The sequence below is a fragment of the Marinobacter sp. 1_MG-2023 genome (assembly GCF_030549045.1).
Classification (GTDB): Bacteria; Pseudomonadota; Gammaproteobacteria; order Pseudomonadales; family Oleiphilaceae; genus Marinobacter.
This window is the reverse complement of record NZ_JAUOST010000002.1, coordinates 290,999-308,187: the sequence shown is the minus strand read 5'-3', so window position 1 is coordinate 308,187 and position 17,189 is coordinate 290,999. Positions and strand designations below refer to the sequence as shown.

Annotated in this window: 12 protein-coding genes; 5 read left to right on the top strand and 7 right to left on the bottom strand. The window is 55.3% G+C overall.

Features of this window, described 5'->3' with window-relative positions; translation table 11 throughout:
• Window positions 1–72 precede the first annotated feature (72 nt).
• Window positions 73–1,359, top strand: coding sequence for a c-type cytochrome biogenesis protein CcmI (ccmI, locus tag Q4606_RS07545; protein WP_303593521.1), 1,287 nt, complete (start codon window positions 73–75; stop codon window positions 1,357–1,359).
• A gap of 59 nt (window positions 1,360–1,418) precedes the next feature.
• Here ccmI and Q4606_RS07540 read toward each other — a convergent pair whose 3' ends face one another.
• Genes Q4606_RS07540 through Q4606_RS07515 form a run of 6 tightly spaced genes read right to left on the bottom strand, consistent with a single transcriptional unit; the run spans window position 1,419 to window position 8,357 of the window.
• A complete protein-coding gene (locus tag Q4606_RS07540) occupies window positions 1,419–3,167 on the bottom strand; it encodes a BatD family protein (RefSeq protein WP_303607152.1) in 1,749 nt (582 codons plus the stop codon).
• Window positions 3,161–4,972 (bottom strand): VWA domain-containing protein, encoded by a 1,812-nt coding sequence (locus tag Q4606_RS07535; RefSeq protein ID WP_303607151.1) that lies wholly within the window; start codon window positions 4,970–4,972, stop codon window positions 3,161–3,163. The genes Q4606_RS07540 and Q4606_RS07535 overlap by 7 nt, the downstream gene beginning before the upstream one ends.
• On the bottom strand, window positions 4,965–5,993 hold the full coding sequence (locus tag Q4606_RS07530; RefSeq protein ID WP_303607150.1) for a VWA domain-containing protein: 1,029 nt from the start codon (window positions 5,991–5,993) through the stop codon (window positions 4,965–4,967). The genes Q4606_RS07535 and Q4606_RS07530 overlap by 8 nt, the downstream gene beginning before the upstream one ends.
• The gene (locus tag Q4606_RS07525; protein ID WP_303607149.1) at window positions 5,987–6,457 is read right to left on the bottom strand and encodes a DUF4381 domain-containing protein; all 471 of its coding nucleotides are present in this window, start codon (window positions 6,455–6,457) and stop codon (window positions 5,987–5,989) included. Before Q4606_RS07525 ends, Q4606_RS07530 begins: the two co-directional genes overlap by 7 nt.
• On the bottom strand, window positions 6,454–7,386 hold the full coding sequence (locus tag Q4606_RS07520; RefSeq protein ID WP_303607148.1) for a DUF58 domain-containing protein: 933 nt from the start codon (window positions 7,384–7,386) through the stop codon (window positions 6,454–6,456). Before Q4606_RS07520 ends, Q4606_RS07525 begins: the two co-directional genes overlap by 4 nt.
• 8 nt (window positions 7,387–7,394) lie before the next feature.
• Window positions 7,395–8,357, bottom strand: a complete 963-nt coding sequence (locus Q4606_RS07515; protein WP_303607147.1) for a MoxR family ATPase — start codon at window positions 8,355–8,357, stop codon at window positions 7,395–7,397.
• 130 nt (window positions 8,358–8,487) lie between these two features.
• On the opposite strand from Q4606_RS07515, the gene Q4606_RS07510 reads away from it, so the two are divergent.
• From Q4606_RS07510 to Q4606_RS07495, 4 genes are all read left to right on the top strand, one after another.
• Window positions 8,488–13,377, top strand: a complete 4,890-nt coding sequence (locus tag Q4606_RS07510) for an NAD-glutamate dehydrogenase (protein ID WP_303593509.1) — start codon at window positions 8,488–8,490, stop codon at window positions 13,375–13,377.
• 83 nt (window positions 13,378–13,460) lie between these two features.
• A complete protein-coding gene (can, locus tag Q4606_RS07505; RefSeq protein ID WP_303593507.1) occupies window positions 13,461–14,141 on the top strand; it encodes a carbonate dehydratase in 681 nt (226 codons plus the stop codon).
• Between the two features lie 30 nt (window positions 14,142–14,171).
• Entirely contained in the window at window positions 14,172–15,236 is a 1,065-nt protein-coding gene (locus Q4606_RS07500; RefSeq protein WP_303607146.1) for a class I SAM-dependent methyltransferase, read from the top strand.
• Between the two features lie 193 nt (window positions 15,237–15,429).
• Window positions 15,430–16,584: a methyltransferase gene (locus Q4606_RS07495; RefSeq protein WP_303607145.1), complete on the top strand. Its 1,155-nt coding sequence runs from the start codon at window positions 15,430–15,432 to the stop codon at window positions 16,582–16,584.
• Here Q4606_RS07495 and Q4606_RS07490 read toward each other — a convergent pair.
• A complete protein-coding gene (locus Q4606_RS07490) occupies window positions 16,533–17,177 on the bottom strand; it encodes a riboflavin synthase subunit alpha (RefSeq protein ID WP_303607144.1) in 645 nt (214 codons plus the stop codon). The two genes, Q4606_RS07495 and Q4606_RS07490, sit on opposite strands and share 52 nt — an antisense overlap.
• Window positions 17,178–17,189 lie beyond the last annotated feature (12 nt).

The following is a 17,189-nucleotide window of genomic DNA, read 5'->3' as shown; positions in this document are numbered from 1 at the left end:
TGCAGAGCAGCCTTCTGACCTGGTAACAACACCCGCCGCTTTATTCATTTTTGAACGTGTGACGATATCTCCATGACTGAAACTTTCTGGATTGCCGCAACGGTACTGATCATTTTTGCCCTGGCGTTTGTACTCTACCCCGTTATGTTCCATCGCCGGGACGCCCGGCAGCAAACGGATGTCAGAAACCAGAACCTGATGGCGTATCGCAGCCGGATGGCAGAGCTGGAGAAGGAACATCAGTCAGGCATTATTGATCAGGAAACTTACGGGCAACTTCGCGACGAACTTGCCGGTGCCATGTTGGACGATGTTCCGGAAAATGAAGCCCCGGCCAAAACCGTACCTGGCCGAAAGGCTGCCATTGGCGTTGCCCTGGTTTCCATCCTCCTTATTCCTGCGGCCACGGTTCTGCTCTATGACGAGTGGGGCGCAATGGAAAGGGTTGAATCTTTCATTGCCATGCAGGAACTGGGCAACACGGATGATGCCCGCGTTGCGCAGATGAATGAACTTACACAGCAACTGCGCGCGCGGCTTGAAGCCAGCCCTGATAACCCCGACGGCTGGGCCATGCTGGGCCAGACCTACATGCGTCTCGAACGACATGAAGATGCGGCCTGGGCATTCCGGCAACTGGCTGACAGTGTTCGCTCTGACGACGGCTCCCGGGCTGTAGCTCTGGGTCTTGCGGCTCAGGCACAGTTTTTCCGCAGCCAGGGTGCCATGACCGATGCGGTAACGTCTGCGATTGATGAGGCGAGGGCGCTGAACCCGGACGAAGTTAACTCGCTTGGGCTTTTGGGAATCCATTCATTCAGCCAAGGTAACTATCGTGAGGCGATCGGTTATTGGGAGCGTATCCAGACAGTGGCTCCCGACCATCCGCAGCTGGCTTCGATTCAGGGTGGTATCAGGGAGGCTTACGCGCGCCTGGGTGAACAGGCACCGGCTGAAAGTTCCGCACTCCCACAATCCGATGACGCAGCACAGGAAAGCGTAGGCGTAACCGTACGGGTAACGCTCGATGAAGCATTCAAGCAGGATATCCCGGAAGATACCACGCTGTTTCTCTTTGCCCGCGCTGCCAATACCCAAAGCGGACCGCCTTTGGCCGTTGTGAGATTAACGGCGGGCGCATTGCCTGTAGAGATACGCCTGGATGACCGTCATGCGATGGCGCCACAATCGGTTATATCGGGCGTAGAAGAGGTCGTTGTTACCGCTCGCCTGACCCGCTCCGGCGACATCAACGCACAGCCTGGCGATTGGCAGGGCAGTACGGACTCGCCTGTTGCCGTTTCTGCGGTTTCGGATTCGCCAGTAGCTCTAGTGATTGATCAGCAGTTGATTAACTAAGCTGGCGAGTAAAAGCCCATAGAGTTTTAAAGCACTTCGAGTTGCCGCCAGGCCTGCCCTTATACCGAGAGGTTGCCGGGGTAGAGTGGCGGCAAACCTGCTTCTGAAGGTGTATTGCCCGCTTTCTTCCTGGCTTTTTTGAGTGCGTCTGTCATGGCGCTACCATCCCACGTTTTATTGCTTCTCTCGCCGCCTGAGTGATTCCGGCTGAACAGGTGCGCCTGCAACCGGTCGAGCTCCTGCGCAAGGTCTGCGGCTGGGCAAACGGCAAAAATGTCCTTTGCCGAGCGCAAATTATGGCCTGGCCAACGTAAGTTTGCCCAGCGTACTAGTAGCCCAGGTGTTGACGCGCGGCCTTCCTGTGCAGCATCGAGTAATTGTTCAAATACAGCGTCTTCGGTCTCGGCACCTGCAGAGCCAGTGTTGTCCGGTGCCCGGGGTGGGATTCTGCGAGTTCGCCACCAGGCCAGCAGGGTCAGAACCCAGATTACGGCGAGTACGATGCTTGCCCATTGCCAGAACCTGCTGTTTTCAGGCCCAGCGCTCATGTCGGTAGCCTCTAGTTCTCTGTCGATTTCCGTTGCTGTGTTCTGGCTATCGGTAGAGGAGACAGATGGTATAGCTGCGCCATCTGCAGTCGTTACATTCAGGGTTTGGGCTGGGATTACGGCGACCTTTTCGCTGTTGGATTCTGTATCCCACCAGGGAACACGTATCGCCGGCAGTACGAGTTTGCCAGCTTGCACTGGAACCAGGGCTCGTGTCTGCGTGAGGGTAGAGGTAATACCATCGGGGCCGACGCTGGTGTTGCGCTGAGGTTCCTCGGGATAGCTGCGCAGCCCATCCGGCACAGAGTCCGGCAAGGGAGGCAGGGCTTCCGAAGGTAGGCCGTTTGCTTGCAGGCTGAGTGTCCGCGTGAGGTTGTCTCCGGTTTTAAGGTTCAGCGTTGGCGGCATGCCTGCTTCTGCGAGGCTAAGGCTGGTAGCTGGCAGCCAGGTGGAGCCGCTGAAATCTGCCGGTACATCTTTAACAGGAATCTCAAACAGTTCTGCACTGTCTCGTAAAAACCTGAGTGAGCCATCAGGATCTCTGGTCTGACCTTCAAAACGAATAGCGGGCAGGTTCAGAGATCCGGGTTTTTGTGGGAATAGCGCATAGCGTCTTTCTACCACCCTGTACCTGACACCATTACGATCACTGGAAAGCTCGCGCTGCTTGCCCAGGCTTTCTATGATTGCATTAGGGTGCTGGGGGTCTGATAGCTCGCCACGGATAAGGTTGCCCCGGAAGAACAGCCTCACCGTCAGTATCAGTTGTTCCTGAACGTATACTTCCGCCTTGTCTGCCGAAAGTTCAATGAAGACGTCCCGATTGGCGTTCGCCTGCTCTGGAGGGTTGCCGTCGACCACTTCTATGGTTACCGGGCGGGATATGGAATCCTTGAAGCTAAGCGCCGGGATGACGATCTCTCCGGTTGATCTGGGTGAAAGCTGGTACGTCCAGGTTATTTCTCCGACCATGTCGCCGTTTATCGTGCGAATGCTGTACTGCTGATTGCGGCCAAGTATTTCAAAATCTGAAGACACCTTTTCAATATCTGGTGAGGGTAGGCTCGAGATGTCAAAATCGAAAAGGTTGCTCAGGTTGATATCAATTTCTGTGGTGCCTTTTACCGTCAGTGTCAGGACTTCGCCTTCGTAGAGTCGGGTCCGGTCTGGTTCGACGGTGAGTTCACTCGCATGTGCCGTTAATCCAGGCATCATCAACATTAGCAGCCAGATTGTCGGCATGATGAACCGTTTTACCATGGTGTATCGCCCTCATCAGATGGTGTCTGGCGTTCCTGATATTGCTGCAGAAATTTCCGCTGTAGAAGGCCGCCCGGGTTGTCTGGCACTCGTCGCAGCGATTGCTCCTGGCTCTGGGTCAGAGGCGTTTCGGATAGGGGTGGCGGTGCCTGTGCTTCTGCATTGCCGGCATCTGCGTCATTGCTCTCCCCGTTACTTTCTTCTGCGGAGGCAGGCTCTTGCTCGCCAGATTCTTCCTGCTCGCCGCTGTGCTCCTGTGTCTGATCATCACTTGGGGGCTGCTCAGATTCTTCGCCAGAATTCTGAGGTTGGCTCTGATCCTGGTTCTGGTTCTGATTGTTGCTGGATGAATCAGAATTGGGTTCCTGCTGCTGGCCTTGATCGTTGTCGGAATCGGAAGAGTTTTGATCGCTGCTGCTCTGATTCTGATCAGAGTTCTGTTTCTGCTGGTCGAGGAGATCCTCCACAAGCTGTCGGTTTACGCGAGCGTCTTCCATTTCCGGGTTGCTATCGATAGCGCTGTCATAGGCTTCGAGGGCTTCCTCCAGTTTGCCGGCCCGGGCGAGAGCGTTGCCACGATTGTAGTGGGCGAGGGGGGTGTTCGCTCTGGAGAAAGCATCCGCTGCTTCATCGTAGCGTTCAGCTCTGTAAAGCGCAGAACCTTGCCATTCGGGTAATTCAAGCATGTTCGCGGCTGTAGCCGGGTCCTTTGAGATCAGTTCCGCCGCCCTCTGATCCTCCCGTTGCCAGAGGCCGCCCCAATCCATGGCTGTTGCGGGTTGTGGTATCGCTGGCAGGAGTACCAGGGCCACCGCAGTAAACGCGCTTCGGCGCCATCCGAGCAGTAATAAAGGCAGTGCCAGCCATAACAACCAGTAACCGTCGTCTTTCCAACGGTCGATCGTGAGCTCGGAGTTTGTGTCCTGCCATTCGTCTGATTCTTCGGGGCTGAGGCTCAGTGCCGCTATATCGCTATCATCCAGAGTCATTTCATGGCTTGTGCCATTGTTGTTGCGCGCAAGCTTCGCCAGCGTCTCGAAGTCAGTTCGAGTTATGACGATCTTATTCTTGTCGCGGATAAAGCCGCGTCGTGCAAGGGGAATAGGGCCGCCGTCCCGAGTGCCGACCGCCAGCGTGCTCAGGGTGAACCCTGTGCCAGCCAGAGTGTTACTGATGGGTGCCAGGTAGCGTTCGGACACGCCATCGGTAATCAGCAGAATACGGCCTTTGCCGGGAGCGCCCTGATCCAGAAGGTCCCGGGCTCTGACAACAGCCAGGTCGGCACGATTGCCCTGAGCCGGCATAATAATCGGGTCGAGCACATTGAGCATGCCAGTAAGAGTATTACTGTCATCGGTCAGAGGCGCTACCACATTTGCATCCCCCGAATAGACCACTAGTCCGGTGAGGCTGCCGTCACGGATTTCCAGAATATCGCGGATCTTGCGCTTTGCACGGGTAAGTCGGTCGGGTTCTATATCTGTGGCCAGCATGGACAGAGAGAGGTCGAGCGCTATCACCAGACTGTCCCCCGGCTTTTTCAGGGGTGTGGGGGCTTCACGCCAGGCGGGCCCTGCGAGCGCAACTGCCAGGATAACGACTGCGCTGATTGCAGGTACAAGGGCGGAACCATGATTTTTTGAAGCGCCGCCGTAACGCCGGATCACCGGAGATAAAAATTGCTCGGGGATACGGCCGGACCAGCCGCTGTCGCCGGAGTTTTTCTTTTTCAAAACCATATAAAGCAATGGTGCAACCAGCAATAGCAGCAGCCAGAGTGGCCGAAGGAAATGGAAGTCAGCCATTGTTTACACTCCCGTCTGTCGGCTGACGGGCGCCAGTCAGCCGGCCGGCGATGCGACGGAAAAGGAAGAGGCTTAACCACAGCAACGCAGCAAGGCCCGCTGGCCAGAAAAACAGATCGCTAACCGGGCGATAGGATTTGCCCTCCAACTCGATGGGCTCCAGCTGGTTGATGGTTTCGTAAATCAGCTCCAACTCTGGCAGGCTGCGGGCGCGAAAATATTCACCACCTGTTTGCTGTGCCATTCGGGTCAGCAGGCCTTCGTCGAGATCTCTGGAAGGGTTTACCCTGCGTGAGCCCAGAAGCCCTCGCTGGATCATTGAGTCAGCGCCAATACCAATGGTGTAGAGGCGAATGCTGGTGGCAGCGGCTATCTCAGTGGCTTTGTCAGGCGAGATCTCTCCAGCGGTGTTGGCGCCATCCGTGAGCAACACAACAACCCGTTGCTCCTGGGGCCTGTCTCTCAAACGCTTGGTGGCCAGACCCACGGCATCTCCAATGGCGGTTGCACGACCGGCCATACCAATGCCTGACTCTTGTAGAAGCGTTTCGAGTGTTGCGAGATCAAATGTAAGAGGCGCCTGAACGTAGGGCTCTGTTCCGAATAGTATCAGGCCAAGCCGATCGCCTTCCCGACGGGCAATGAATTCGTTCAGTACCTTTTTGACGGCCTGCAGGCGGTTAATGCTGCGGCCCTGAAGAACCATATCCTGTTCTTCCATGCTGGGTGAAATGTCCACAACCAACATCAGGTCGCGTCCGGTTATGGGCATTTGCACCTGCTCGCCGACATGTTGTGGTCTTGCCAGTGCCAGCACGAGTAAAGACCACACAAGTAGCAGTACGAGAGTTTGCCAGCGAGGCACAGCGTTGCCCTGGCGGGTTACACCCGGCAGGTCCGAGAGCCAGTGGCCAACAGGGAGGACCGGAGCATCTACCGTATGGGCGGCCGGTTTTCGCCATTGCAGAAGTATTGGTACCAGAATCAGCAGCAGGAGCCAGGGGTATTCAAGACTCAGCATTTTTGAGCCTCCAGCCAGGTTCGGGCGAAGGCGAGAGCCTGATGAGGCTCTGCCAGAGGCACTGGATGCCAGGGGCTGTAGACCAGCGCTTCGACAATGGGCTGATGTGAAATCTGGCCCTCGGGGAGGTGGCGTAACAGATAGGCAGCCCACTGTTCTCCGGACAGGGCTTCAGGATGCTGTTCCGGATAGCGCTCCCTTGCGACTCGTTTGAGTAAGGTGTTTAGTTGAGTAAACCACCGTGATTCTTTTGCCGCTGTGCGCTCAAGCTCGGCCAGCTCGGCCCTCGCCAGTTTCAGCCAGCGGTTCCGGCGCCGGTGGCGGCGCACCAGCCACGCCAGGGCCGCGAGTGCGATAAGAAGTGCAAAAGCCAGAGCCCACCAGCCCAAAGCCGGCGGCCAGAAGCCTCCCGTATGTGGCAGGTGAATATCCCGGAGTTGGCTCAGGGGATCATCCGGCATCATCCAATCCGTCCTCCCGGTCCAAGTATGGATTGAAGACTTATAGCGGGTGCCTCACGGGTTGAAACATCGGTTGCTCGCACGCCAGACAAGCGGAAGCACTCTGCCAGTGCAGTTTCATGGCGGGTGATCTTTTCCTGCCAGGCGCGTTGAAAACCTTTGTTGGAGGCATCAAACCAGACCGGGCCTTCGCTTCCTGCAATGGCAAAACGGCCACTTTGCGGCAACTCCTGCTCCAGCGGATCGACTACCCGCAGTGCACTTACGCTGTTATGGCGAGCAAGCGCACCAAGGAGGGAAGTGGTGTTCTCCGAGATACCAAGGAAGTCGCTGATGACAAAAATCCGGCTGCCGGTATGAGCAACTCTGCGGGCTTCGGCAAGGGCGTTATCAAGTGTGATGTCTGGCGCTGAGCCATCCAAGGATGTGTGTTGCTGGCTGGCAAGCGTATCCAGCAGCCGCAGTACGGATTTTTTGCGTCGAGCCGGGCGTTGCACGGTTAAGGCGTTGCCGTTAAAAACAATGCCGCCTACCTGGTCGCCTGCTGAAAGTGCGAGCCAGGCAAGAATAGCGGCAAGTTGGGCGCTGCGTACCTGCTTGAACGCGCCGGTGCTGGCAAAGAAAAGGGTGGGGCCAAGATCGCACAATAGCAATACCGGGCGCTCCCGTTCTTCTTCGTAGAGCTTTGTGTGGGGTGCCTGGCGCCGGGCCGTTACACGCCAGTCGATGCTGCGTATATCATCCCCGGGCTGGTAAAGCCGCACTTCAGCAAACGCCATCCCACGCCCGCGTTGCGATGATTGTTGAAGGCCTGCCTGCCGGGCTCGTGCCGGACGAGCCGATGGCAGTTTCAAAGCCCTGGCATCGGCCTGCAGGCGAATGAGTGCCTGCAGGCCGATGCTGGTTATTGCATCACTGTCGGTTGCGATCATAGCCAGCCTCAGGCGCTCACTGGCACACGGGCAATCAGGCGCTCTATCACGGTGTCGGCTGTCACGCCTTCTGCCTCGGCTTCAAAGGTAAGCAGAATGCGGTGTCGGAGTACATCGAAGGACACCGCTCGCACGTCATCGGGGGTTACATAGTCCCTGCCTTCAAGCCAGGCCATCGCTCGGGCACAGCGATCAAGAGCAATGGTGCCACGCGGGCTGGCACCAAAGGCTGTCCAGCGTGCCAGTTCCGGGTCGAGTGCGCCCGGATCCCTTGTTGCCAGTACCAGAGCCAACAGGTACTGCTCAACGGGTTCGGCCATGAAGATGTCCGCTACTTCTGTCCGGGCGTCAAATACCTGATCGGCAGTCAAGCGAACATCAGCGGCAGGCTGGCCCTGTCGATAGTCGTTTCTGGCCAGATGAAGAATAGCCTGTTCGGCCTGTGCGGAGGGATAACCAATCACCACATGCATCAGAAAACGGTCAAGCTGGGCTTCGGGCAGGGGGTAAGTGCCCTCCTGCTCAATGGGGTTTTGGGTTGCCATTACCATAAAAGGCTGTTCAAGCGGGAAGGTGCGCATGCCTACGCTGACCTGGCGCTCACCCATGGCCTCCAGCAAAGCTGATTGCACTTTGGCCGGTGCCCGGTTGATTTCATCTGCCAGGACCAGGTTATGGAAAATCGGCCCGCGCTGGAACTCGAACAGCCCGGTTTCCGCGCGGTAAATTTCACTGCCCGTGACATCTGATGGCAGCAGATCCGGGGTGAACTGGATGCGATGAAAGTCACCGGTCAGGTGATCTGCCAGAGCCTTAATAGCTGTGGTTTTGGCCAGGCCCGGTGCACCCTCTACCAGAAGGTGTCCATCGGCAAGTAATGTGATGAGAAGACGGTCAACCAGTTTCTCCTGCCCGATGATCCTTTTAGCTAAATGTGTTCGTAACTCGCCAAACGTATGCTGTAAAGACATTGGAAGTGATTGCTCTCGTGCGTAAGTAGTTGCCGCAGTTTTGGTGTCTGACCGGCAAAAATCAAGGGTTTGACTATGCTTATCTCACGATATCCCGATTACGTTTATTTCACACTATTTGAGGTCGCCCATGAATGCGCTGACAGTGGCCAGCAAAGATCAGTTTTTTGAGCTTTTGGCTGAAGAATTTTCCAGGAAAATCGCCAAGGCCGAAGCCAAGAAAATCAGCGAGTTTGTAAAACAACATTACGCCCATATTCCACTGGATGAGCTCATGAGGCGGCGGCTCTCCGATACCTACGGCGCAGCATTGGCAGCCTGGCAATTTCTGCAGAAACGCAGCGCCGAGGAAAGTCCTGTCGCGGTATTCAATCCGGACCTGGAGAGTGATGGGTGGCAATCCACTCATACCGTGGTGTTTATTCTGCACCCGAATATACCGTTTCTGATTGATTCTCTGCGTATTGCGGTTAACCAACGCGAAATCGGAACACACTCGATACAGCACTCCATACTTCAGGTAGAGCGTGACAATACCGGCAAGCTCAAAAAATTGCTGGCGACTAAAAAAAGCGATTCTGCCTCTGCTTATGAAGCTTTCATCGTTCTTGAAATCGACAGACATAGCAGCCCGGAGGACCTGAAAGACCTGGAGCAGACGCTGCAAACCGTTCTGCACGAGGTGAGAATCGCGGTTTCGGACTTCCCGGTTGTCACCGACAAGGTCAGCCAGGCCATTAAAGAACTGGATAATACGACTGCCGGCATCAACAGCGAGCAAAAGGAAGAGGCGCAGGCCTTTCTGAGCTGGCTCATGCGGGATCACTTCACCTTTCTTGGCTACGATGAGTATGACTTTGCCAGCGACAAGTCAGGCATGGTGGTTCGCCGTGTGGAAAATTCCGAGCTGGGCATTCTGCGCGTAAACAACGAGCGGCCAGACCGGGTTCGTCTCAATGAGCTGCCCCAGCGAACGCGCCAGGAGATGACACGGGCCGATGATGTCTTTATTTTCGCCAAGTCCTCCCAGCGCTCGCGGGTTCACCGCCCTGCCTACCCGGATTACATCGCCGTCAAGAAGTTCAACAAGAAGGGCGAGGTGGTTGGTGAACGCCGCTTTCTGGGCCTATACACGGCTCGTGCCTACAATGAGCGCCCTGACGAAATTCCACTGCTCAAGCGCAAGTTCCAGAATGTCATGAAACGCTCCGGCTTTCTGCGCGCGGACTACGCAGGTAAGGAACTGGAACAGATTCTTACACTTTATCCTCGCGACGAGCTGTTTCAGATCGCCGAGGATGAGTTGCTGGATGTAGCAAAAAATATCCTGTACATACAGGAGCGACGCCGTATCGAGTTGTTCATGCGCGAAGATGTATACGGCCAGTTCGTTACCTGTCTCGCCTTTTTCCCGAGGGATATCTATAACACCGAGCTTCGCCTGAAGGTGGAAAAAGTACTCATGGACAGGCTGGAAGCTGAAGACATCGAGTTTGTTACGCACTTCTCGGAGTCTGTGCTGGCCCGGGTCCAGTTCACTATCCGTGTTCCCCAGGTCGAAAACCGCAAGCTGCCAATTGCAGAAATACGGGAAAAAGTGATCGAGATGGCTCAGTCTTGGCGCGACGGTCTTTCGGATTCCCTGAGCGAGACCTACGGTGAGGAGCAAGGTAATGAGCTCTATCGCCTTTGGGCCGCCGGTTTTCCCGCGAGCTACACCGAGATGTTCTCCGCGCGCCGGGCGGCTATAGATCTTGAACATATTTCGGCGGCTTCGACTCGCCAAGACCTGATGATGAGCTTCTACCGGGCGCTGGAAGAAGACGAAAGCACTCTGCATTTCAAGCTGTTCTACCCCGATGGGCAGTTGCCGCTCTCCGATGTGATGCCTATCTTCGACAATCTCGGTTTCCGTGTTTTGGGAGAACATCCGTTTGAAGTAACCGATCGCAACAATAAAACCGTGTGGATACACGACTTCACCCTCTACGCTCACAGCGGCAAAGTGGTGGATATCCACCAGATAAGGCCTATTTTTGAGGAGCTGTTCCATCGAGTGTGGTACGGCGAAGCGGAAAATGACGCTTTCAACCGCATGCTGGTTTCCTCATACATGAGCTGGCGGGAAATTGCATTGCTGCGCACCTATGCCCGCTATATGCGCCAGATCCGTTTTTCAAACAGCCAGACGTTCATCTCCAATACACTGGTGAACCATGTTGAACTTACCCGGATTTTGCTGGAGTACTTCGAGGTACGTTTCAACCCGGATCGATATCAGAGTGCGGGCAAAAGCCAGGCGGCCCAGCAGAAACTGGAAATTGAATTCAATGCGGGACTGGAGGAGGTAGAAAACCTCAGTGAAGACCGTGTGCTTCGCCTCTATCTGGAGCTGATGCAGGCTACGCTGCGCACTAACTTCTACCAGTATGATGAAGTAGGCGGCCCCAAGCCTTATATCAGTGTGAAGTTCGATCCTTCCGGAATTCCGGATATGCCGCTACCGTTACCTGTATACGAGATATTCGTGTATTCGCCCAGGGTTGAGGGCGTTCACTTGCGGGGTGGCAAGGTCGCACGGGGCGGTTTGCGTTGGTCAGATCGCTTTGAGGATTATCGCACCGAAGTTCTGGGCCTGGTGAAGGCCCAGCAGGTCAAGAACGCTGTGATCGTTCCGGTGGGCGCCAAAGGTGGCTTTGTGGCCAAGCGCCTTCCGGACTCCTCGGATCGCGAAGCGTTTCAGGCGGAAGGTATTGCTGCCTACAAGACGTTCATCCGGGGGTTGCTCGACATTACCGACAACCTGGTGGATGCGGGTATCCAGCCCCCTGAACGCGTGGTTCGTCACGATTCGGATGATCATTACCTGGTTGTTGCTGCGGATAAAGGAACGGCTACCTTCTCTGATATCGCTAATGGTCTTGCCGCAGAATATAATTTCTGGATGGGCGACGCCTTTGCCTCTGGTGGCAGCAATGGCTATGACCATAAAAAGATGGGCATTACCGCCCGCGGCGCCTGGGTTTCTGTTGAGCGCCACTTCCGTGAGCTGGGTGTTAACCCGGCTGAAGACGAATTCACTGCCATAGGTATTGGCGATATGGCAGGGGACGTATTCGGCAATGGCCTGTTAAGCTCCGAAAAAACCCGCCTGGTGGCCGCATTTAACCATATTCACATCTTTGTGGACCCGTCACCGGATGCAGCCAGGAGTTATAAAGAGCGCAAGCGCCTGTTCGAAAAGCCTCGCTCAGCCTGGACTGATTACGACACCAAGTTGATATCCAAAGGCGGTGGCGTATTCAGCCGTAACACGAAATCCATTCCGGTGAGCCCGGAAATCAAGAAGCTGTTGGGTATCAATTCTGATCGTGTACCTCCGAACATGCTGATCTCCCACATCCTCAAAGCTCAGGTTGACCTGCTCTGGATTGGCGGCATCGGTACATACATCAAAGGCAGCAGCGAATCCCACAGTGATGTGGGAGACAAGGCGAATGATGGTCTGCGTATCAACGGTGGAGAGCTGCGCTGCAAGATCGTAGGTGAGGGCGGTAATCTGGGTATGACCCAGTTGGGCCGCATTGATTTCGCCCTGAAGGGCGGGCGGCTGAATACAGACTTTATTGACAACTCTGGCGGTGTTGATTGCTCGGACCACGAAGTCAATATGAAGATCCTGCTCAATCGCGCCGTTGCCATGGGGGACCTTACGTCCAAGCAGCGGAATGTCATGCTGGAAGAGATGACAGACGATGTGGCGGCGCTGGTGCTCAAGAACAATTACCGTCAAACCCAGGCCATCAGTATTGCTAACGAGGATGTCGCAACTCGCCTCGAGGAATATCGCCGGCTGATGAATACCTTTGAGAGTGAAGGGAAACTTAACAGGTCGCTGGAATTCCTGCCCGATGATGAAACCCTGTCCGAGCGTAAGCTGAGCAAGAAAGGGCTGACTCGGCCCGAGTTGTCGGTTCTGATTTCCTATGTCAAAGGGGACCTGAAACAGGCTTTGATCGACAGTAGCCTGCCGGATGATCCGCTGCTTGCCCGTGAAATGTACAAAGTGTTCCCGCGGGAACTGACCAAGAAATTCTCGAAAGAGCTCGGTGACCACCAGTTGCGTAGGGAAATTATTGCCATGCAGGTCGCCAACGATATGGTTAACCATATGGGCATTACCTTTGTGGAGCGACTGAACCAGTCCACTGGGGCAGATGCCGCATCTATTGCGCTGGCATGGCTGATCACGCGGGACGTCTTCCGGATTGATAACTGGTGGGACAAGATTGAAGATCTCGACTTCCACATTCCGGCTCAACTACAGATGGACCTGATGCGAGACCTTATGCGCCTTATGCGCCGCTCTGTGCGCTGGTTGCTACGTAATCGTCGGGCAGAGCTGAGCATCCAGAGCCATATGGAGCGCTTTGCTGATAGCGTCTGGGCGATCACCTCAGGCCTGCCGGAGTACCTGGGTGACCAGGCCCGCAGTGACTGGGAGAAACGCAACGAGGCGCTGGTCGGCGTCGGGTTACCGGCGGAACTGGCGTCCGTCGTGTCCGGTACAGGATATCTGTATTCGTCACTGGGTATTATTGAGGCGCAAGAAGCCTCGGGCATGCCGCTGAAAACCGTGGCGAATTTGTATTATGAGCTGGGTGACCGTCTTGATCTGAACTGGTTTGCTTCCGCGATTGCCAAACTCATGCCCGCATCGCATTGGCAGGCACTGGCACGGGAGAGCTTCCGTGAGGATCTGGACTGGCAACAGCGTGCCCTGACCAGTGGCGTGCTCAATCTTGCAGCTAAGCCAGAAGATGTGCCTGCTTGCGTCGAGGGTTGGCTGCAGCGTCACGAGCACATGGTCGAGCGCTGGAAAACTATGCTGCTCGAACTCAAAAGTGTAAGGGAGCCGGAATACGCGATGTTCTCCGTGGCTCTCAGGGAGCTGCTTGATTTGGCACAAAGCACACTGCATCAGCCCCACAGTGACGGACCGTTGGAAAAAACTTCATGACATGATTCAGACAAACTGAGTATTGCGTTGGAGCCCTGATTCCCGTTCAATCCTGACCGGGAATCATGAACTGGAGATTTTTAATGGGTCAACTTGACCATCTGCTGGAAAAAAACCGGTCTTGGGCCGATAGCATCAAGGCCGAAGACCCGCAGTTTTTCCATCGTCTGTCGAACCAGCAGGCGCCGGAATATCTGTGGATTGGTTGTGCCGACAGTCGTGTGCCCGCGAACCAGATAGTTGACCTGATGCCTGGCGAACTGTTCGTCCACAGGAACGTGGCGAACGTGGTGGTGCATACAGACTTCAATTGCCTGTCTGTATTGCAGTTCGCCATAGAAGTGCTCAAGGTTAAGCACATTCTTGTGGTTGGTCACTATGGTTGCGGTGGTGTCCGAGCGGCTCTTCGCAACGAGGGCTTTGGTTTGATAAGCAATTGGCTGAGGCATGTGCAGGACGTACGTGATCGTCATCAGCCCGTACTGGATGTTTGTGGCAGTGAGCTTGACCGGGTTGACCGGTTGTGTGAACTGAATGTGGTTGAACAGGTCGGGCATGTGTGCCAGAACAATATTGTTCAGGAAGCCTGGAAGCGCGGCCAGCGTCTGAGTGTTCACGGCTTCGTGTATGATGTAGCAGACGGCATACTCCGGGATATGGGCTTATCGGTTTCCGATGCTGAAAGCTGGGAAACCATCAAGCAGAACAGTCTGGATGAGCTGATAGTGCGCCCGGTACGTTCGGGTCGCCAGCAAACAACTTAGTCTCCACCGCAAAACGGCACTATTCAACTCATGCAGAGTTTATCCGGCTCCGGCTTACCTAATTCTCATCAGGCACTGCTCAGAAACCGTAACCTGCTATCCGGTCGGGTAGCATTGCTGGGTGTCGCATCGGCACATCTGCTGTCAGAACTTCCTTTTAGTGGCCTTGCCTTGAGTGAGCACGCGGGTGTTTTCCACGCGCTGGAACGCCATGAAAACTGGCAGGCCTGCTTTGGTTATGACGCCCCGGCGCTGGCAGATAGCAGCTACGACAGCGTGGTGGTGTTTTTACCCAAGGCCCGTGCCGAGCTGGAAATGCGCCTGGCACTGGCGCGTTCACTGGCAGCTGAAAATGCCCGAATGATATTGATCGGTGAAAAGAAGGAAGGCATTGCTGGCGCCATCAAACAGCTTAAAGCCGTTGCCCCGCAGGCTTCCAAGATAGATAGCGCACGTCATTGCCAGGTCTGGCGTGCAGAGGCGATTGATCCTGTACCCGGATTCCGGGTTCAGGACTGGTTGGGCTGGAACAGAATCGAGTGTTCGGGAATAGCTATTGACGTTGCCGGCTTGCCGGGTATCTTCAGCCAAAATGGCCTGGATGATGGAACACGGATGCTCCTGGAAACGCTTGCAGAACAGCCGGTTTGCGGTGACCGGTTACTGGATTTTGCCTGTGGCGCGGGCGTTATTGGTGCCTGGATCCAGGCGCACCAGAGCGCTGAGGGGAAGCCTGTTGCCAGCGTTGACGGTGTTGATGTCCAGTCCCAAGCGGTTATCTGCGCGAGGGAAACCTACCGGCGTAACAGGGCAGAAGGCACGATTTTCGCGTCTGACGGCCTTTCCGGCATCGATGGCCTCTGGTCGGGAATTATCAGCAATCCGCCCTTTCATACCGGTGTAAAAACCGATACCTCCATGACGGAACAGTTTCTTCAGGACGTGAAGCGACACTTGCAGCCTGGCGGTGAGTTGCGGCTGGTGGCGAACAGTTTTCTACCCTATGAGGCTCTGATAAAACGCTATATTGGGCGCGTCGAACGTTTGCGGGAAGACAAGCGTTTTACCGTTTACCGTGCTTTCCGTGGTCAATAACGAAAAAAGCCCCAGGGGTTAGGGGCAAAAGGTCCGCTTCCGGTAACAACGAAGCTAACCGTGAAAGTGTTTAAAAAGAGCTCTCATTGAGAGAACACTTCTTGAAGTAGACAGAATGAACGATAGGGTTATTTTTTAGAGTAATCAGCCTAAAATGGCATCTTTCTAGCGAATTCCCCTCTGGATGCCTGATATGACAACCGCTGTGCTGGATTTTCCCTGTGGTAGCCTTCTTCTGAGCCGTCCTGGCACAGATGATCCGAGCTTGCGCGCCTGGAACGCTGCCGACGAGCTGCTGTTGCAAGAGGCATGCACCCGGCTGGAAGCGTCGCCGGATACCAGGGTACTGATTGTGGATGATCAGTTCGGCGCCCTGACGCTGGCTTTGTCCCGGTATGCACCGGATGTGGTTGCCGATGGGGCTCAACTCAGCGGTGCGTTGACGGAGAATGCGGAGCAGAACCCTGGCTATTCGGCACCGGAGGATATACACAGCTGGTTGCAGCCTCCCGATAAGTCTTATGATTTGATTCTGCTGAAGATTCCCCGCGAAACCGACTACCTGGAGTGGTTGCTGCGCTGGGCTAATGGTGCGATCAAGCCGGATGGGACTATATTGGCCGCAGGAATGATCAAGCATCTTCCAGATCGAAGTGTTGATGTCTTTGCCAAAACTGTGGAAGTCCAGAGCGTGAGCCGGGCAGTAAAGAAAGCTCGCATGATGACCTGTGGTTGCGGTGAGGCGACGCTGAACGGCTGGCCCGGGACCTGGAAAGGCTATGACCTGGCGGGCAAACTGCACGGCAAAGACCTTCGTGTCGCCGCTATGCCCGCTGTTTTTGCGCGGGAAAAGCTGGATATAGGCACGCGGCTGATGCTGCCGCATCTGAAGTCTGCCCTGGAGCACTGCCATGCAGGTTCCCAGGTACTGGATTTGGCTTGCGGTAACGGCGTGCTTGGCCTGAGTGCTTTGGCTATGCGGCCGGATCTTGAAGTGACCTTCAGCGACGTGTCCAGCCAGGCGGTCTTGAGTGCCCGCAGTAATACAGAGGCGGCATTTCCCGATGTCAGGGGTTCATTTCTGCATGCGGATGGAATTGCCAAAGGCAAGGGACCGTTTGAGCGGATCCTGTTAAATCCACCGTTCCACGAGGGTGGTGTAGTCGCTGACCATATCGCTTTGAGGTTGTTTGAGCAGGCGTCGCAGAATCTGTCTGCAACCGGCCGCCTGATTATGGTGGGCAACCGGCATCTTGGGTATCACCGAAGTTTGCGGCGTTTCTTTCCGCAGGTGCGTCAGCTGGATGCTGATCCCAGGTTTGTGGTCTTCGAGGCCTGGTTGTCGTAACCCAATCGCGTCAGCGTATCCACAATGGTTTGTGTCTGGCTGTCGATTTCGATATTGACCTTCATGCCTTCTTCAATGACACCAAAGGTGGTAGCTCTCAAGGTTTCGGGAATCAGGTGAACGTTGAAGCGGTTGCCATCCACCTCACCAATGGTGAGGCTCGCGCCATTGATCGCAATGTAGCCTTTGGCAAAAATGTAGCGAGCCCACTCATCCGGCACTTCAAACCAGATCGTCACGTTGTTTTCCGGCCGCAGTATCTTAATAACATTTGCCGTTGTGTGAATGTGTCCCGACAACAAATGGCCGCCAATTTCATCGCCAATCCGCGCGGCCCGCTCAAAGTTGATCTTGTGCCCCGGCTCCAGGGTGCCAAGCGTTGTCAAACTCAAGGTTTCCTGCATGGCGTCGAAAAACAGTATGTTGCCGGTTTGGCGGGTAACGGTAAGGCAGGTGCCATTGATTGCCACCGATGCGCCAATGTCCACGCCTTCTGCGCTGTTTTCCGGCAAGCGGATTGCGAACGTACTCAATCCGGTCGCGGCGGCGATATCTTCAACAACGGCAATACCCTGAACAATACCGGTGAACATAAGCAGGCCTCT